This is a genomic window from Agrobacterium sp. GD03872 (genome assembly GCF_029840625.1).
Classification (GTDB): domain Bacteria; phylum Pseudomonadota; class Alphaproteobacteria; order Rhizobiales; family Rhizobiaceae; genus Agrobacterium; species Agrobacterium fabrum_A.
This window is the reverse complement of sequence record NZ_JAOCCY010000001.1, coordinates 94,707-108,342: the sequence shown is the minus strand read 5'-3', so window position 1 is coordinate 108,342 and position 13,636 is coordinate 94,707. Positions and strand designations below refer to the sequence as shown.

The 13,636-nt window shown below is 60.5% G+C and carries 16 protein-coding genes and 1 pseudogene; 8 read left to right on the top strand and 9 right to left on the bottom strand.

Annotation, left to right across the window (positions count from 1 at the left end):
- The first annotated feature begins 49 nt into the window (after positions 1–49).
- Positions 50–991, top strand: a complete 942-nt coding sequence (locus tag N5D22_RS00510) for a bifunctional helix-turn-helix transcriptional regulator/GNAT family N-acetyltransferase (RefSeq protein WP_279655597.1) — start codon at positions 50–52, stop codon at positions 989–991.
- A gap of 73 nt (positions 992–1,064) precedes the next feature.
- Here the strand turns inward: N5D22_RS00510 and N5D22_RS00505 are convergent, their stop codons facing one another.
- From N5D22_RS00505 to N5D22_RS00465, 9 genes and pseudogenes are all read right to left on the bottom strand, one after another.
- Positions 1,065–2,096, bottom strand: a complete 1,032-nt coding sequence (locus tag N5D22_RS00505) for an L-idonate 5-dehydrogenase (RefSeq protein WP_279655596.1) — start codon at positions 2,094–2,096, stop codon at positions 1,065–1,067.
- A gap of 65 nt (positions 2,097–2,161) precedes the next feature.
- Positions 2,162–2,836: a 4-carboxy-4-hydroxy-2-oxoadipate aldolase/oxaloacetate decarboxylase gene (locus tag N5D22_RS00500; RefSeq protein WP_279655595.1), complete on the bottom strand. Its 675-nt coding sequence runs from the start codon at positions 2,834–2,836 to the stop codon at positions 2,162–2,164.
- A gap of 90 nt (positions 2,837–2,926) precedes the next feature.
- The gene (locus tag N5D22_RS00495; protein WP_279655594.1) at positions 2,927–3,763 is read right to left on the bottom strand and encodes an ABC transporter substrate-binding protein; all 837 of its coding nucleotides are present in this window, start codon (positions 3,761–3,763) and stop codon (positions 2,927–2,929) included.
- A 94-nt stretch (positions 3,764–3,857) separates the two neighbouring features.
- Positions 3,858–4,625 (bottom strand): amino acid ABC transporter ATP-binding protein, encoded by a 768-nt coding sequence (locus N5D22_RS00490; protein ID WP_279655593.1) that lies wholly within the window; start codon positions 4,623–4,625, stop codon positions 3,858–3,860.
- On the bottom strand, positions 4,622–5,383 hold the full coding sequence (locus N5D22_RS00485; protein WP_279655592.1) for an amino acid ABC transporter permease: 762 nt from the start codon (positions 5,381–5,383) through the stop codon (positions 4,622–4,624). The genes N5D22_RS00490 and N5D22_RS00485 overlap by 4 nt, the downstream gene beginning before the upstream one ends.
- Complete coding sequence (locus tag N5D22_RS00480; protein ID WP_279655591.1) at positions 5,380–6,087, bottom strand: amino acid ABC transporter permease; 708 nt, start codon at positions 6,085–6,087, stop codon at positions 5,380–5,382. The genes N5D22_RS00485 and N5D22_RS00480 overlap by 4 nt, the downstream gene beginning before the upstream one ends.
- The gene (locus N5D22_RS00475; protein WP_279655590.1) at positions 6,084–6,884 is read right to left on the bottom strand and encodes an SDR family oxidoreductase; all 801 of its coding nucleotides are present in this window, start codon (positions 6,882–6,884) and stop codon (positions 6,084–6,086) included. The genes N5D22_RS00480 and N5D22_RS00475 overlap by 4 nt, the downstream gene beginning before the upstream one ends.
- 145 nt (positions 6,885–7,029) lie before the next feature.
- Positions 7,030–7,170, bottom strand: a pseudogene (locus tag N5D22_RS00470) (2-hydroxyacid dehydrogenase); the annotation flags it as partial.
- A 53-nt stretch (positions 7,171–7,223) separates the two neighbouring features.
- The gene (locus N5D22_RS00465; protein WP_279655588.1) at positions 7,224–8,150 is read right to left on the bottom strand and encodes a DMT family transporter; all 927 of its coding nucleotides are present in this window, start codon (positions 8,148–8,150) and stop codon (positions 7,224–7,226) included.
- 194 nt (positions 8,151–8,344) lie between these two features.
- Between N5D22_RS00465 and accB the strand changes: the two genes are divergently transcribed.
- The 7 genes from accB to N5D22_RS00430 all read left to right on the top strand — a co-directional run bounded on the left by accB (position 8,345) and on the right by N5D22_RS00430 (position 13,563).
- Complete coding sequence (accB, locus tag N5D22_RS00460) at positions 8,345–8,809, top strand: acetyl-CoA carboxylase biotin carboxyl carrier protein (RefSeq protein WP_279655587.1); 465 nt, start codon at positions 8,345–8,347, stop codon at positions 8,807–8,809.
- Positions 8,806–10,197 carry an acetyl-CoA carboxylase biotin carboxylase subunit gene (accC, locus tag N5D22_RS00455; RefSeq protein ID WP_279655586.1) on the top strand — a complete coding sequence of 464 codons (1,392 nt, stop codon included), beginning with the start codon at positions 8,806–8,808 and terminating at the stop codon, positions 10,195–10,197. The genes accB and accC overlap by 4 nt, the downstream gene beginning before the upstream one ends.
- Positions 10,194–10,631 carry a biotin/lipoyl-containing protein gene (locus tag N5D22_RS00450; protein ID WP_279655585.1) on the top strand — a complete coding sequence of 146 codons (438 nt, stop codon included), beginning with the start codon at positions 10,194–10,196 and terminating at the stop codon, positions 10,629–10,631. The genes accC and N5D22_RS00450 overlap by 4 nt, the downstream gene beginning before the upstream one ends.
- Positions 10,628–11,341, top strand: a complete 714-nt coding sequence (gene pxpB / locus N5D22_RS00445; RefSeq protein ID WP_279655582.1) for a 5-oxoprolinase subunit PxpB — start codon at positions 10,628–10,630, stop codon at positions 11,339–11,341. Before N5D22_RS00450 ends, pxpB begins: the two co-directional genes overlap by 4 nt.
- Complete coding sequence (locus N5D22_RS00440; protein WP_279655581.1) at positions 11,338–12,336, top strand: biotin-dependent carboxyltransferase family protein; 999 nt, start codon at positions 11,338–11,340, stop codon at positions 12,334–12,336. Before pxpB ends, N5D22_RS00440 begins: the two co-directional genes overlap by 4 nt.
- 25 nt (positions 12,337–12,361) lie before the next feature.
- On the top strand, positions 12,362–13,129 hold the full coding sequence (locus tag N5D22_RS00435; RefSeq protein WP_279655580.1) for a LamB/YcsF family protein: 768 nt from the start codon (positions 12,362–12,364) through the stop codon (positions 13,127–13,129).
- A gap of 146 nt (positions 13,130–13,275) precedes the next feature.
- Entirely contained in the window at positions 13,276–13,563 is a 288-nt protein-coding gene (locus N5D22_RS00430) for a hypothetical protein (RefSeq protein ID WP_279655579.1), read from the top strand.
- Positions 13,564–13,636 lie beyond the last annotated feature (73 nt).

The window sequence follows — 13,636 nt, the reverse complement described above, 5'->3', positions numbered from 1 at the left end:
CAGGCGGAATATGATTATGGTTGCACGATGCAACCATAATGGATTGAACGTGCCCCAACAACCCTTCCCCATAAACGACATCCGTTCCACCTCGCGCCGGCTCGTCCGCGAACTCGGCTTCATGGGGGGAGACTTTGCCGGCACCGATCTGCCGCCCTCCGCCGTGCATGCCCTGATCGAGATCGAGGCACGCCCCGACATCACGGCGCGGGATCTGGGAAAACTTCTGCGGCTTGAAAAATCGAGTGTCAGCCGCATGCTGCGCAAGCTCGTCCTCTCGGGCGGCGTTCGTGAAGAAACGGATGAAGGGGACAGCCGCATCAAGCGGCTGCGTCTTACGGGTCAGGGACAAGAACAGGTGGCCGCCATTCATGGCTTCGCGAACCGGCAGGTCTCCGGCGCCCTGACGCAGCTTACGTCGGCGGATGCCGACACGATCCTCCAGGGGCTTCGTCTTTACGCCGATGCGCTGGGAGAAAGCACCGATACCGTGGCTCCCTCCATAGAAATCCTGGAGGGATACAGGCCTGGCATCATTGCTCGGATCACGCAGATGCATGCACTCTATTACGCCCGGACATCCGGCTTCGGCCAGCGTTTCGAATCCGTCGTGGCCGAAGGCCTCGCCGCTTTTTGTAACCGGCTCGAAAGCCCGAAGAATGCGATCTGGGTCGCAATGCGCGGACAGGAGATCATCGGCTCCGTCGCTATCGATGGCGAAGATCTCGGAGCGGATATTGCGCATCTACGCTGGTTCATCGTTGATGACGGCGTGCGCGGCGGCGGTGTCGGGCGCAGGCTGCTGCAGACCGCGCTGGCCTTCGTCGATGAAAAAGACTTTGCCGAAACCCATCTCTGGACATTCAACGGCCTTCTGGCCGCACGGCACCTCTATGAAGCCCATGGTTTCAAATGCGTCGAGGAACATCCGGGCAGCCAGTGGGGAAGCGAGGTGCTGGAACAGCGCTTTGTCCGGCCACGGCCGAAATGATCTTTCAACCGCGCACAAACGGCCGCAATCGGAATCTTCCTGCGGCCGTTTCGAAATCAGGTACCCACACCCGTTAAAAGGCGAGTTGAACCTTCATCGACCTGCTTCGGTCGCCGGCGGTTTCGAATGCCGCAACCGCCTCTTCCAGCGGAAAGGTTCCAGTCAGCAGGGGCTTCAGGTCGACACGGCGCTGGTTGATGAAATCGACGGCAAGTCCGAATTCCTCATGAAACCGGAAAGTGCCTTTCATCTCGATTTCCTTGGCAACCACCATATTCTGCGGAATGGACACATCGCCGCCGAGACCGAGTTGCACCACCGTGGAGCGCGGCTTCAGCGCCTCCAGACCCGAACGGACGGCTCTTTCATTGCCAGACGCCTCGAATTGCACATCGAAATAGCCCTTGTTTGCCGAATAGGCGGAGAGCGCATCCGGATCACTGGCGACATTGATGACGCGGTCGGCGCCGATGGCGAGCGCCTTTTGCAGAACCGCATCCATGACGTCGGTCGCGACGATTTCCCGCGCGCCATGGGCGCGGGCGGCGATGATGGCAAGTGCGCCGATCGGCCCACAGCCGGTGACCAGAACGCGCTTGTCGGTCAATGCGCCGGCGCGATTGACGCCATGCAGCGTTACCGCGAAAGGTTCGGCCATGGCCGCTTCATGAATGGAGATTCCATCCCGCACCTTGTGGCACTGATATACCTCGGCGACGAGACATTGACGGAATGCGCCCTGAATATGCGGCATGGGCATGGCGGAGCCGTAAAAACGCATGTTGAGGCACTGGTTCTGCTGACCCTTCAGGCAGAATTCGCAATGGTTGCAGGGCCGGCTCGGCGATACGGCAACGCGGTCGCCAACGGCGAGACCGGAGACACCTTCTCCCAGCGCCTTGATGGTGCCGGCCACCTCATGGCCGTGGATCATCGGCTCCCGTACCCGCACGGTGCCGAAGCCGCCATGATTGTAATAATGCAGGTCGGAGCCGCAGATGCCACCCGCTTCGATGGCCACCTCGACCTGCCCCGGACCGGGCTGCTCGGTCTCCCGTTCCTCGATCCGCAGATCCTTCGCCGCGTGGATGACAACCGCTTTCATAGTCTCTCCTCCCATAAGGCTCACACGGCGGCAGTCGCCGCCGCTGCCCATTGTCCGGACTTGTCTTAGATATCGACCACGAGGCCCTTGGCTTTCAGAACCGGCTCGAGCTTGCTGACCTCGATCACCGACCTGCCCTGCTTGTATGCTTCGATGTAGCCCGCCTCGGCATCTTCGCGGGCCTGCGAAAGCTTGGCCGCTTCCTGTGCCTCCTCGCGCCTGACGACGACAAGACCATCGGCGTCGCCGACGATGATATCGCCCGGATTGATGATCTCGCCGCCGACAATCACCTGATCGTTGACCGCGGCAATGGTCTCCTTGACCGTGCCCTTGATGCAGACGCTGAGCGAGAAGACCGGAAAACCGAGATCCCGCAGCTGTAGCGTATCGCGCACGCCGGTATCCGTCACCAGGCCACCGATGCCTTTTGCGAGGCAGGCATTGGCGAGCACGTCGCCGAAGGAACCGGCTTCTTCATATTCGCCGGCGGAAACGACGATGATGTCACCCGGCTTGGCATAGTTGATGGCGAGCTGCAGCATGATGTTGTCGCGCGGCGCGCATTTCACCGTGAAGGCCGGGCCGCAAAGCTTCATGCGATAATCGACCGGCTTCAGCCGCGAAGACAATGCGCCGCGGCGTCCCTGCGCCTCATGGATCGTGGCGGGAGAGAATTTGGCAAGAGCGTCGACATCCGCCTTGGCCGGACGCTGCGCGATATCTTTAATGTGGATCATGAAAACCTCCCACGTTGAAGCTGTCGGCGAGAGCGTCTCGCCGACCGATAGTGTTGAAGAGTTGAAAATTGGCCGAGGCTGAGCCGAAGCTCAGGGGATCGGGTCGAACTTCAGTTCAGACAGAGGCACGACCTTGTCGGTGCGTGTCATCTTGTATTCGGTGTTCGGGCCAAGCCACTTGTCCCAGATGCGGTTGATTTCGCCGTCAGCATCGAGCTTGCGCAGGATTTCGTTGATCTTCGCGGTCAGCGCCGGGTTGTCCTTGGCCATGCCGATGCCGATGGGCTGGAAGAGCATTGGCTCTTGGATCATGCGCATCGGCTTGCCCTTGGTCTTGGATTCGTTGACGAACTTGGTCATCGTCATGGTGTTGCCGACGATGCCGCGTGCCTTGCCCTGCTGGACGGCGAGATAGGCGGATGCCGTATCCTGGAATGTCAGCGGCTCTGATTTGTTGAGCTTGACGGAGAGTTCCGATGTCGAGCCCTTGCTGGACGCGATGCGCTGGCCGACAAAGTCGGACTTCTTGGTGCCAGGGTCATCGACCGGAACGATCAGCATTTCCTTAGCCAGATAATACGGGTCGCTGAACTGGATCTGTTCGGCGCGGCTCTGGGTGTAAGCGAGGTTGGCGACCGAAAGATCGACGCGGCCGAGCTTGACTTCGGGAACGCGCGCTTCAACCGACACCGGCTTGATCTCGGCCTTGACGCCGAGTTCCTTGGCGATGGCGCCGCACAGATCGACATCGAAGCCGGCCATTTCGCGCGTCTTCGGGTCCGGCGAGGCGAAAGGCGGCACATCGGCGAATGTCGCGCAACGCAGCGTCTTGTTCGCAATGATCGTGTCGAGCTGGTCGGCCTTGGCCGGCAGGACCGCAGCCGAGGTTGCCAATATGGCGGTAAGAGTAATGCACTTCCAGTTCATTTCAGTTCTCCCGTTATTATAGAGGTTGGGGTTGTTAGTTAGGTTTTGAGCGGGATTTCAGGCGAAAACCGCTCACACTTTTCGCCATCCCGCTCTAGTGTCTCAGATCGGCAAGAAACCGCTGGGCACGCGGATGTTGCGGATTTTTGAAAAACTCGTCCGGTTTTGCCGTTTCGAGAATGCGCCCGGCATCGATGAACCAGATGCGGTCGGCCACTTCACGGGCAAAGCCCATTTCATGGGTGACGCAGAGCATGGTCATGCCTTCGGCGGCGAGGCTCTTCATGACGGCGAGCACTTCGCCGACCATTTCCGGATCGAGCGCTGAGGTCGGCTCGTCGAACAGCATGACCGGCGGCTCCATGGCGAGCGCCCGCGCGATGGCGACGCGCTGCTGCTGGCCGCCGGAAAGCTGGGCGGGATAGGAACCGGCCTTGTCGGCAAGGCCGACGCGGTCGAGAAGCTTCAGCGCCTTGTCATGGGCGACGGCCGGAGCAACGCCCTTCACCCGGATCGGCGACATGGAGACATTCTCCACCACCGAAAGATGCGGGAAGAGGTTGAAGCTCTGGAAGACGAAACCAACCCGGCTGCGCAGCGCGTTCAGCTCCTTTGCGCGCATCTGGGCATGGATGTTCCTGCCATCCAGCATGATCGAACCGCTGCTGATCTCTTCCAGACGGTTGATCGTGCGGATGAGGGTGGACTTGCCGGAGCCCGACGGCCCGCAGATGACCACGACCTCGCCACGGGTGACGTTTTCGTTGACATCCTTGAGCACCTGATAATCGCCATAGCTTTTGCAGACCTGCGAAAGCGTGATGGTATAGGCGTCCTGAGTGGCGGAAACTGGCGCGGTCATAGCTGCTCCGTAACGATATTGGCGGGGGCCGGTGCCGTGTCTGCGGCGAGCTTGCCGCGCGGGCCGGCCCGGCGGCGGGCGATACGCCGCTCGAGAAGATTTGCGACATGGGTGAGCGACCAGCAGATGATGTAATAAACCAGCGCCAGAATGAGGAAGACCTGGAAGGGCTGGGTCAAAAGCTGGTTGTTCACCTGATTTGCCGCAAAGGTCAGATCAGGCACATTAATGACGTAACCGAGCGTCGTATCCTTGATGGTGGATACGAAAGTCGAGATCAGGCTCGGGATCATGTTGTAGAGCGCCTGCGGCAGGATGACATAACGCATTGCACCGAAATAACCGTGGCCGAGCGCGCGCGCCGCATCCATCTGCCCCGTGCCCAGCGAAACGATGCCGGCGCGGACGACTTCACTCATGAAAGCGCCCTGATAGATGACGAGCGTGGTGAGCATGGTGACGAAGCTCGGCACATCGGCGCCGGTCCAGAGCGGAACGAGAAAATAGCTCCAGAGAATGAGCATCAGCAGCGGCACGCCACGGGTGAAATACACCACCGCGGTCACCGGCCAGCGCAGGACCCGCCATTTCGACAGCCGCGCCAGCGCCATCAGGATGCTGACGGGAAAGGCAAGCGCAATGCTGAGCGCCGACAGGATGAGCGTGTTGGCAAGGCCGCCGAGTGGACCGTTGGGATATTGGCCGATCAGGAGCAGCAGCCAGTAATCCTGGATGATTGTGATCATGTCGTGGATCATGCCCGCGCCCTCCGCATAGGATCGGCACGCATGGAGATATAGGCTCCGAGACCCATGATCAGCAGCGAGAAGAACAGATAAAGCACGGTGGCGACCAGATAGACCTCAAACGTCCGGAAACTCAGATTTTCGACTTCCTTGACCGCATGGGTGAGTTCCGGTGCGCCGATCAGAACGCCGAGACTGCTGTTCTTGAAAAGCGAGGTGCTATGGTTGATGAGCGGCGGCAGCGCGTTGCGAACACCCTGCGGCATGATGACGAACCGCATGGCCGAGACATAGCTATGCCCGAGCGCACGTGCCGCCTCCATCTGGCCGGGATTGATGGAACGAACGCCGGAGCGCAGATCTTCGCTGAAATAGGCGGCCTGACAGAGGCCGAGGCCGATAATGGCGAAGATCGCTTCCGCATTGTGGCTGGAAAGCCAGCTGGCCAGCCCGCTCGGCAGCAGCGTGAAGACGCCGAAATACCAGAGCATCAGCTGCACCAGCGTCGGCACATTGCGGTGATAGGACACATAGGCCGCCACCAGCGGATCGCCGAAGCGGAAGGGCGAGAGGCGGATGGCGAGAAGCACGATGGCGAGCGACATGGCGAGCAGCCACGAGCCGGCATAGATGATGAACGTCATCTGGATGCCATGCAAAAGCATCGAGACATAGTCCGCATTGTTCAAGATTGCGCCGAGGTCAAAACCGCTCACGCGACTTTTCCTCCGGCTCCGCCCGCCGCGACCTTTTCAGCCGGCCGATTTTCAGCCGTTTGGGGCTTGGCCGTCTGCAGCCCGCCCATGACCTGAAGCGTCGGGGTAATTTCCATGTGGCCGATATTCATGGCCACGGGTGCGGCGATGGCAAACGCAATCGCATCGGCGATATCGGATGCCTGCGGCAGTTCGAAACCATCGATGAAACGTTCACGAATGCTCGGATCATCGCCATGCACATGGTTGAAAATGTTGGTCGCGACACGGCCGGGGCAGATTTCCGTCACCCGCACGCGTTTACCGAAAGCATCGATACGCAGCTGGTTGGACAGCATCGCCACGCCGGCCTTGCTGGCATGATAGGTGGAATTGCCGCCGAAATTATAATTGCCGGCAATGGAGGAGATGTTGATGACATGACCGCGATCGCGCGCCACCATACCCGGCACCACCATGCGGCACAGATGCAGCACGGCGCGCAGGTTCACATCGATCAGGAGATCGATATCGCTCTCATCCGCTTCCAGGAATTTCTTCGGGCGGTCGACACCGGCATTGTTCACGAGGACATCGAACGCTACCTCACTGGTGAGCTTTGCAAGCGCCGGCCGGTCCGTCACATCGATGGCGTGGGCAAAGCAGCCCGTGCGCTTCGCCAGCTTGTTGAGCGCGTCCGCGCTTCTGGCAACCGCATGCACTTCCAGCCCTTCGCGGCAAAGGCGCTCGACGACGGCGGCGCCAATTCCGGACGATGCGCCGGTTACGAGTGCGGTCTTGTAGTCTGAGAATGGCATGTTTGTCCCCTATCGTTGAGCAAACAGTAGTGAAGCTTTCATCGCTTGCCTAAGACCGATTTTTTTTGGAGTAATAAGCAACTTGTATGGATGGCGATTGCACCACTTTCAGCGATGCATCCCCCATACCGGCCACCGGCATATTCTAGACCACAGCCGTCGGCAGATCCTGTCCTGCAAAATGCGCATCCAGATTGGCGAGAACCAGAGCGCCCATCTGAAGCCGCGTCTCATGGGTCGCAGCGCCGATATGCGGAGCGAGAACGACATTGCGCATGCCGATCAGTGCCGCCGGCCTGTTCACGCTGTGGCGCGAAAACCGGCTGGCGAAACAGGTCGTCAGGGAACCGACAGTGTCAGCTGTTCCGTGACGCGCCTTTTATGCAGCCGCCTTTCCCGCCACAGCGTGAACAAGCCTGCGGCAACCACGATAGAAGCCCCCAGAATGGTCGTCAGGGCCGGAACCTGATCCATGAAGGCATAACCGATCAACAGCGCCCAGATCATCGTGGTGTAATCGAACGGCGCCAGCAGCGAGGCCTCGGCATAACGCAGGCTGAGCGTCACCAGTATCTGCGCGGTTCCGCCAATGAGACCGGTGCCGATCAGCAGGGTCCATTGCCATGCGGTCGGCATTTTCCAGCCCATGCCGATGCTGGCAAAGCCGATGAGCGTTGTAAGCAGGGTGAAATAGAAGATGATTGCGCCGGTATTTTCAGTCTGAGTCAGATGCCGGATTTGGATCATCGATATGGCGGAGAAAAAAGCCGCCGCCAGACCGAACAGGCCGCCGAGCATGGCGACGCCGGAACCGGAAGCGACATCCGAAACATCGAAGGAAAAATGCGGCGACAGGATCAGCACGATGCCGCAGAGCCCGACGACCACCGCCGTCCAGCGGTAAATCCTGACGACTTCCTTGAGAAGCAGCACCGCCAGAATGACGGTGAAGAGCGGCGTCGCGTAGCTGATGGCCATCGCGTCGGCGAGCGGAATATAGGCCAGCGCCAGATAGCTGAAGACCATGCCGCCGGTGCCGGAAAAACTCCGCACCAGATGACCGCCAATATGGCTGGTGGCCACCTGCCTTCGCAAACCGCCCTGCACCGCCATCCACAGACAGAGCGGCAGCATGGCCACCGCCGACCTGAAGAAGACCACCTGCCCGATGGGTATCTCGCCCCTGAGGCTGCTGATGCAGGCGCCCATCAGCACCAGAGCGAGCGCTGCGGAGATTTTGAGGAGAATGCCTTTGCGGGAATCCATGGTTCGTTCCTTCGGACGTCTTCGAACCGTTTCATCACGCGGCGGCGGGATATCAAACCGCAAAGCAATGTCCATAGGAACTTCGTCTGACCCCATCAATCCCGCCCCCATGGTAGCTATTGCTGATGGACAGGGTGCGGATTCCACTCCGCCCGCCTGCCGCCGTGGGGACAAAAAAGACGTTGGAAACCAATATGGATCTGGAAAAGGTCAAGAAACTGATCGAGTTCGTCGGCTCTTCGCGAGTATCCGAATTGACCGTGAGCCAGGAGGGAACCACGGTCCGGATCATCCGCGAAAACAATGCTGTTTCACTGCAGGCGCCATCATCGCAGCCCCGGCTCGTTGCGATAGCCGAAACGGCATCCGAGACACCCCGCGCCGAAGAGCAGGCGCCGGCATCCGCCGCAGCCGCACCGGCGTCATCCGGCATCGTCGCAGCACCCTCATTCGGCCTTTTCCATCGCGCCCCGAGCCCGGGTGCGGCGCCTTTCGCCGAAGCCGGCGATGAGGTGAAGGAAGGGCAGGAACTTTTCATCATCGAAGCGATGAAAGTGTTCAACACCGTGAGGGCCGAACGAAGCGGCAGGATCGCCAGATTTATCGCCAATGACGGCGAAGATGTCGAACTCGGACAGCCGGTACTGGAGTTCGAATGATGGATGCGACACTCCCAAAAGTAGCTGAGCCAAGAGCATTCGACAGCGTGCTGATCGCCAATCGCGGCGAGATTGCCTTGCGGGTGCAGCGCGCCTGCCGTGAACTCGGCCTGAAGACTATCATGATTTATTCGGAAGCCGATAAGGACGCCGACTATCTGAAGGCGGCCGATACCGCCATCTGCATCGGCCCGGCCTCTCCCGCCCAGAGCTATCTCAACGCGCCGGCCATACTGCTTGCGATGGAGCTGACCGGCGCTGGCGCAGTTCACCCCGGTTATGGTTTTCTGTCCGAAAGAGCGTCTTTTTCGGAAGCCGTGGAGGCGGCGGGAGCGGTCTTCATCGGCCCGCACGCCGACGCCATCCGCACCATGGGCGACAAGATAGCAGCGAAACGGGCGATGATGGAGGCCGGCGTGCCCTGCGTTCCCGGCCCTGATTCCGCCCTGCCGGATGACATGGCCGAAGTCTCGAAAATCGCCGCCGAAATCGGTTATCCCGTCATCGTCAAGGCGGCCGGCGGCGGCGGCGGGCGCGGCATGCGCGTTGTGCGCGAAGCCTCCGCCCTTCAGGATGCCGTTCTCGTCACGCGTGAAGAGGCAAGCCGGGCCTTCGGAACGCCGGAACTCTATATCGAAAAATTCCTCGAACATCCGCGCCATGTCGAAATTCAGGTTCTCTGCGACAGTCAGGGCGGCGGGGTCTGGGTTGGCCTGCGCGATTGTTCCATGCAGCGCCGCCACCAGAAGGTCGTCGAAGAAGGCCCGGCCATCGGCATCCCGCCCGATGTCGCGGCTTTCGTCGGCAATCGCTGCGTCGAAGCTTGCCGCCAGATCGGTTATCGTGGCGTCGGCACCTTCGAGTTTCTTTACGAGAATGGCGAATTCTATTTCATCGAGATGAATACCCGCCTGCAGGTCGAACATCCGGTCACGGAAATGACCTCGGGCGTGGATCTGGTGCGCCAGCAGCTTCTCGTCGCTCTCGGCCATCCACTGGAAATTTCGCAAGAGGATATCGTCTGCGAGGGTCATTCGATCGAATGCCGCATCAATGCCGAAGACCCCTATAGCTTCATTCCCTGCCCCGGCCTGATAACGGCTCTGCACCTGCCGGGCGGCCCCGGCGTCCGGGTCGATACCCATGGGACGGCGGGTTATCGGGTTTCGGCCCATTACGATTCGCTGATCGCCAAGCTCATCGTCCATGCGCCGACGCGGCAACAGGCGATCCTGCGCATGCGGCGCGCGCTTGGCGAAATGCGCATCGAAGGCGTTTCCACCAACCTGCCGCTGCACCGGGAAATATTGCAGGACCCGGCCTTTTCCGAAGGCGGCACGGATATTCATTACCTCGAGCATTGGCTTGCAGCGCGGAGTGCAAAGTGAAGCGACAGCCTGTTTCCATATCCCGCTACAGCGAGCCCGGCACCATTGCCGATCTTGCCGCTCATCTCGAACGCAACAACGTTTCCGCCATTGAAATAGAGACACCAGATGGATCATTGAAGATCGTTGCCATGGCAGGCGCTCAGGCCCCTGCCGCACAGCGCATTGAAGCGGCCAAAGTGCCGGCAAAGGCGGGGGATATTCTCGCCCGTGCACCGATGGCCGGCATCTTCACACCCGCGCATCCGCAGCGCCCCGACCGGGCGGTTCAGGCAGGACAATCCGTGGTGAAAGGCGAGATCGTCGCATTCGTCGCGGCCGGCCCCGTGCTTGTTCCGGTCATCGCCGAAAAAGCCGGCACCGTCAGCGAAATCGTGACGGAAACCGGTGCGCTTGTCGGCTATGGCTCCACCCTTCTCAAGACCGAAACATGATGGTGACGTCGATGAGCAACCTCCCGCTGAAAACGCCCCACCTGACCCCCGCCCATCTGGGCCTGCCGAAAATCTCGATGATCGGCAACAAGACGTTTCTGATCGAAGCGCCCGGCGAGCTGGACCTGCCCGCCCAGCGGCGCATCTGGGCGCTGACGCGCGCATTGAAGGACCGCCCCGATGTGCTGGAACTCATACCCGGCATGACCAATCTCCTGATCGTGCTGCGTGGCACGCCTGAAGATGCCGGGCGTTTGCAGGATGAGCTTCTCGACATCTGGCAAAGGACGGCGGAACTCGATCTTCTGGGCAAGACCATCGAGGTGCCGACGACCTATGGCGGCGAACACGCCATCGACCTTGCCGCGATCTGCGATTATTCCGGCCTGCCGGACAAGGAAGTCGTGCGCCTTCATTTCGAGCAGACCTATACGGTTTTCGCCGTGGGCAGCGCGCCGGGCTTCGGTTATCTCGGCGGCCTTGATCCGCGCATTTTCATGCCGCGCAAGAAAGTTCCGTCGCTGCGCATGTTGAAGGGCATGGTGACGATTGGCGGCATGCAGTCCGGCATCTCGGTTCTCACTGGACCGAATGGCTGGAACTCGCTGGGTTTCACCGAAATCACCATGTTTGATGCCACCGCCGAACAGCCGGCGGTGCTGGCGCCCGGAGACCGCGTTCGTTTCCTTCCCGAAAGGATCGAACTATGATCCATATTCTTGCCTGCGGGCCGCTGAACACCGTCCAGGACCTCGGCCGCGCGGGTTACCGCAATATCGGCATCACCGCCACGGGCGCGATGGACCCCATCGCGCTCAGGGTCGGCAATATTCTCGTCGGCAATGGCGAGGATGCCGCGGCGATTGAAATCCAGACCTTTCCGTTCCGCATCGAATTCGAAGAGACGCTGACCTTCGCCGTAACCGGTGCGGATTGCGCCGCCCGGCTCAATGGTTCTGATCTGCCGCCTTACTGGTGCGCGCGGGCAGAAAAGGGTCAGATCCTCGAATTTTCGACACCGCTGAAAAATGCGCGCGCCTATCTCTGCCTTCAGGGCGGCATAGACGTTCCCGTAGTCATGGGATCACGAAGCACCTCGCTTCGCGGTTCCTTCGGCGGCCATGAGGGACGCCACCTTACCACCGGCGACAGGCTGTCCGTCTTGCCATCCGAACCGCCGGCGCTGCCGGCAAGCGGCCTCGGCGTCATGCCGCTTGCCGAGGCGATGCCGGACATGTTTCCGGTATCCGACAAGGGCGAATTGCTGCTGAGAGCCATTCCCGCCGCCGAACACGATCTTTTCGGCGAAGGTGCGGAACGTTTCTGGTCCGAAGCCTGGAAAATCACCTCGCAGAGCGACCGCACCGGCTACCGGCTTGCCGGCACGCCACTTATGCTTTCGGCTCCCGTCGAGTTGCGCTCCTATGGCGTCATTCCGGGTGTGGTTCAGGTGCCGCCGGGCGGCGAACCGATCATCCAGATGAGCGACGCCAACACGGCCGGCGGTTATCCGAAGATGGCAGGTATCATCGACAGCGATCTTTGGCGGCTCGGACAGGCGCGCATCGGCAGTCGCATCCGCTTCGTGCAGGCGACGGTGCGCGAGGCGCTGGAGATCGAGCAGGCAATCGACGCCTATTTCGCCGATATCCGCAAAACCCTGCCGCTGGTCACCGCCGCACTCGGCACGCTCACGAAACGATAATCCTGAAAAACACGGAGAGGGAACCATGAAGATCGATGTTAATTCCGATATGGGCGAAGGTTTCGGCGTCTATAAGGTCTGCGACGACGAGAAGCTTATGGAAGTCGTCTCTTCGGCGAATATCGCCTGCGGCTTCCATGCCGGCGATCCGGAAATGATGGCGCGCATGGTGCGTCTTGCCAAACGAAACGGCGTCGGCGTCGGCGCCCATCCGGGCCTTGCCGACCGTCTCGGCTTCGGCCGCCGCGAAATTCCCGTCGATGCGGAAGAAATGGAACAGCAGGTTCTTTACCAGCTCGGCGCGCTCTCGGCGATTGCCAGGGCGCAGGAGGTCGCGCTCTCCCATATCAGCTTCCATGCCGCCATGGGCAACATGATCAACCGCGATGCGGCGCTTGCCGAACGAATCATGAAAAAGATCAAAGCGGTCGATCCCGATCTCATCGTCTTTTCGATGCCTGATATGCTGATCGAAAAGGCGGCTCTGGATTGCGGGCTGAAAGTGCTCAACCTCTTTCTCGCCGACCGGGCCTATGATGTGAAGGGCCAGCTCGTGCCACGCAAGCTGCCCAATTCCGTCATCAAGGAAGAGGGAAAAGTTCGCGCACGCGTGCGCCAGTTTCTGGAACAAGGCACGGTCACGACCATCGAGGGCGAGACCATTCCCGTTCGCGCCAGATCGATCCTCGTTCATAGCGATACACCTGGCTCGCTGGAGCTTGCGCTCACGGTGCGTAGCGAAGTGGAAGCCTGCGGCGGCAGCGTCGTGCCGGCTCGCGAAGTGGTTGCCTGAAGCACAAAAAGCACGGCACCGCATTCCATGTCAGGAGCGCGGTGCATTTTGTCGGCTATGGAATACGGCACGGATTTCGATCCGTCGCCAGCCGGGCCGCCTGAGCGACCCGGCCGCGAAATCATCAATTCAGCTGGATCACGTGATTGCTGTCGCTCGTCCGTCTCAGTCTCACCCGGTCACGTGACGGTGTGCGCCTGTTCCGCTGGCAGGCGGCCCGCGATGTCGGGTGCATTCTCGATGTAAACCCGTCGGCCACAGCCTGGCGATGCATGCCGTCCCCGTTCGGAGTTGACGGGATCACCTATGTTCCGGATTTCCAGGTCTTCGACGAAGACGGTGCCACCCTTCGTCTGGACGCGCCCGATCGGGTTATTTCAGTGGATGGACCGCCCGCCCCATTTTTGACGGCGATGCATCAAAATCCCGTATGACCTCACATCGAAGTCGTATTGGGGAAACGGCGGAAAATTCCCGTAACCTCCTTGTCATGCACCGGCGTCGCGA

Bases quoted from the DNA above. Each gene is read 5' to 3' on its own strand.
- N5D22_RS00505 (WP_279655596.1), bottom strand. From the start codon at position 2,096: ATGAAAGCGGTTGTCATCCACGCGGCGAAGGATCTGCGGATCGAGGAA.
- N5D22_RS00500 (WP_279655595.1), bottom strand. From the start codon at position 2,836: ATGATCCACATTAAAGATATCGCGCAGCGTCCGGCCAAGGCGGATGTC.
- N5D22_RS00495 (WP_279655594.1), bottom strand. From the start codon at position 3,763: ATGAACTGGAAGTGCATTACTCTTACCGCCATATTGGCAACCTCGGCT.
- N5D22_RS00490 (WP_279655593.1), bottom strand. From the start codon at position 4,625: ATGACCGCGCCAGTTTCCGCCACTCAGGACGCCTATACCATCACGCTT.
- N5D22_RS00485 (WP_279655592.1), bottom strand. From the start codon at position 5,383: ATGATCCACGACATGATCACAATCATCCAGGATTACTGGCTGCTGCTC.
- N5D22_RS00475 (WP_279655590.1), bottom strand. From the start codon at position 6,884: ATGCCATTCTCAGACTACAAGACCGCACTCGTAACCGGCGCATCGTCC.
- N5D22_RS00465 (WP_279655588.1), bottom strand. From the start codon at position 8,150: ATGGATTCCCGCAAAGGCATTCTCCTCAAAATCTCCGCAGCGCTCGCT.
- accB (WP_279655587.1), top strand. From the start codon at position 8,345: ATGGATCTGGAAAAGGTCAAGAAACTGATCGAGTTCGTCGGCTCTTCG.
- accC (WP_279655586.1), top strand. From the start codon at position 8,806: ATGATGGATGCGACACTCCCAAAAGTAGCTGAGCCAAGAGCATTCGAC.
- pxpB (WP_279655582.1), top strand. From the start codon at position 10,628: ATGATGGTGACGTCGATGAGCAACCTCCCGCTGAAAACGCCCCACCTG.
- N5D22_RS00440 (WP_279655581.1), top strand. From the start codon at position 11,338: ATGATCCATATTCTTGCCTGCGGGCCGCTGAACACCGTCCAGGACCTC.
- N5D22_RS00435 (WP_279655580.1), top strand. From the start codon at position 12,362: ATGAAGATCGATGTTAATTCCGATATGGGCGAAGGTTTCGGCGTCTAT.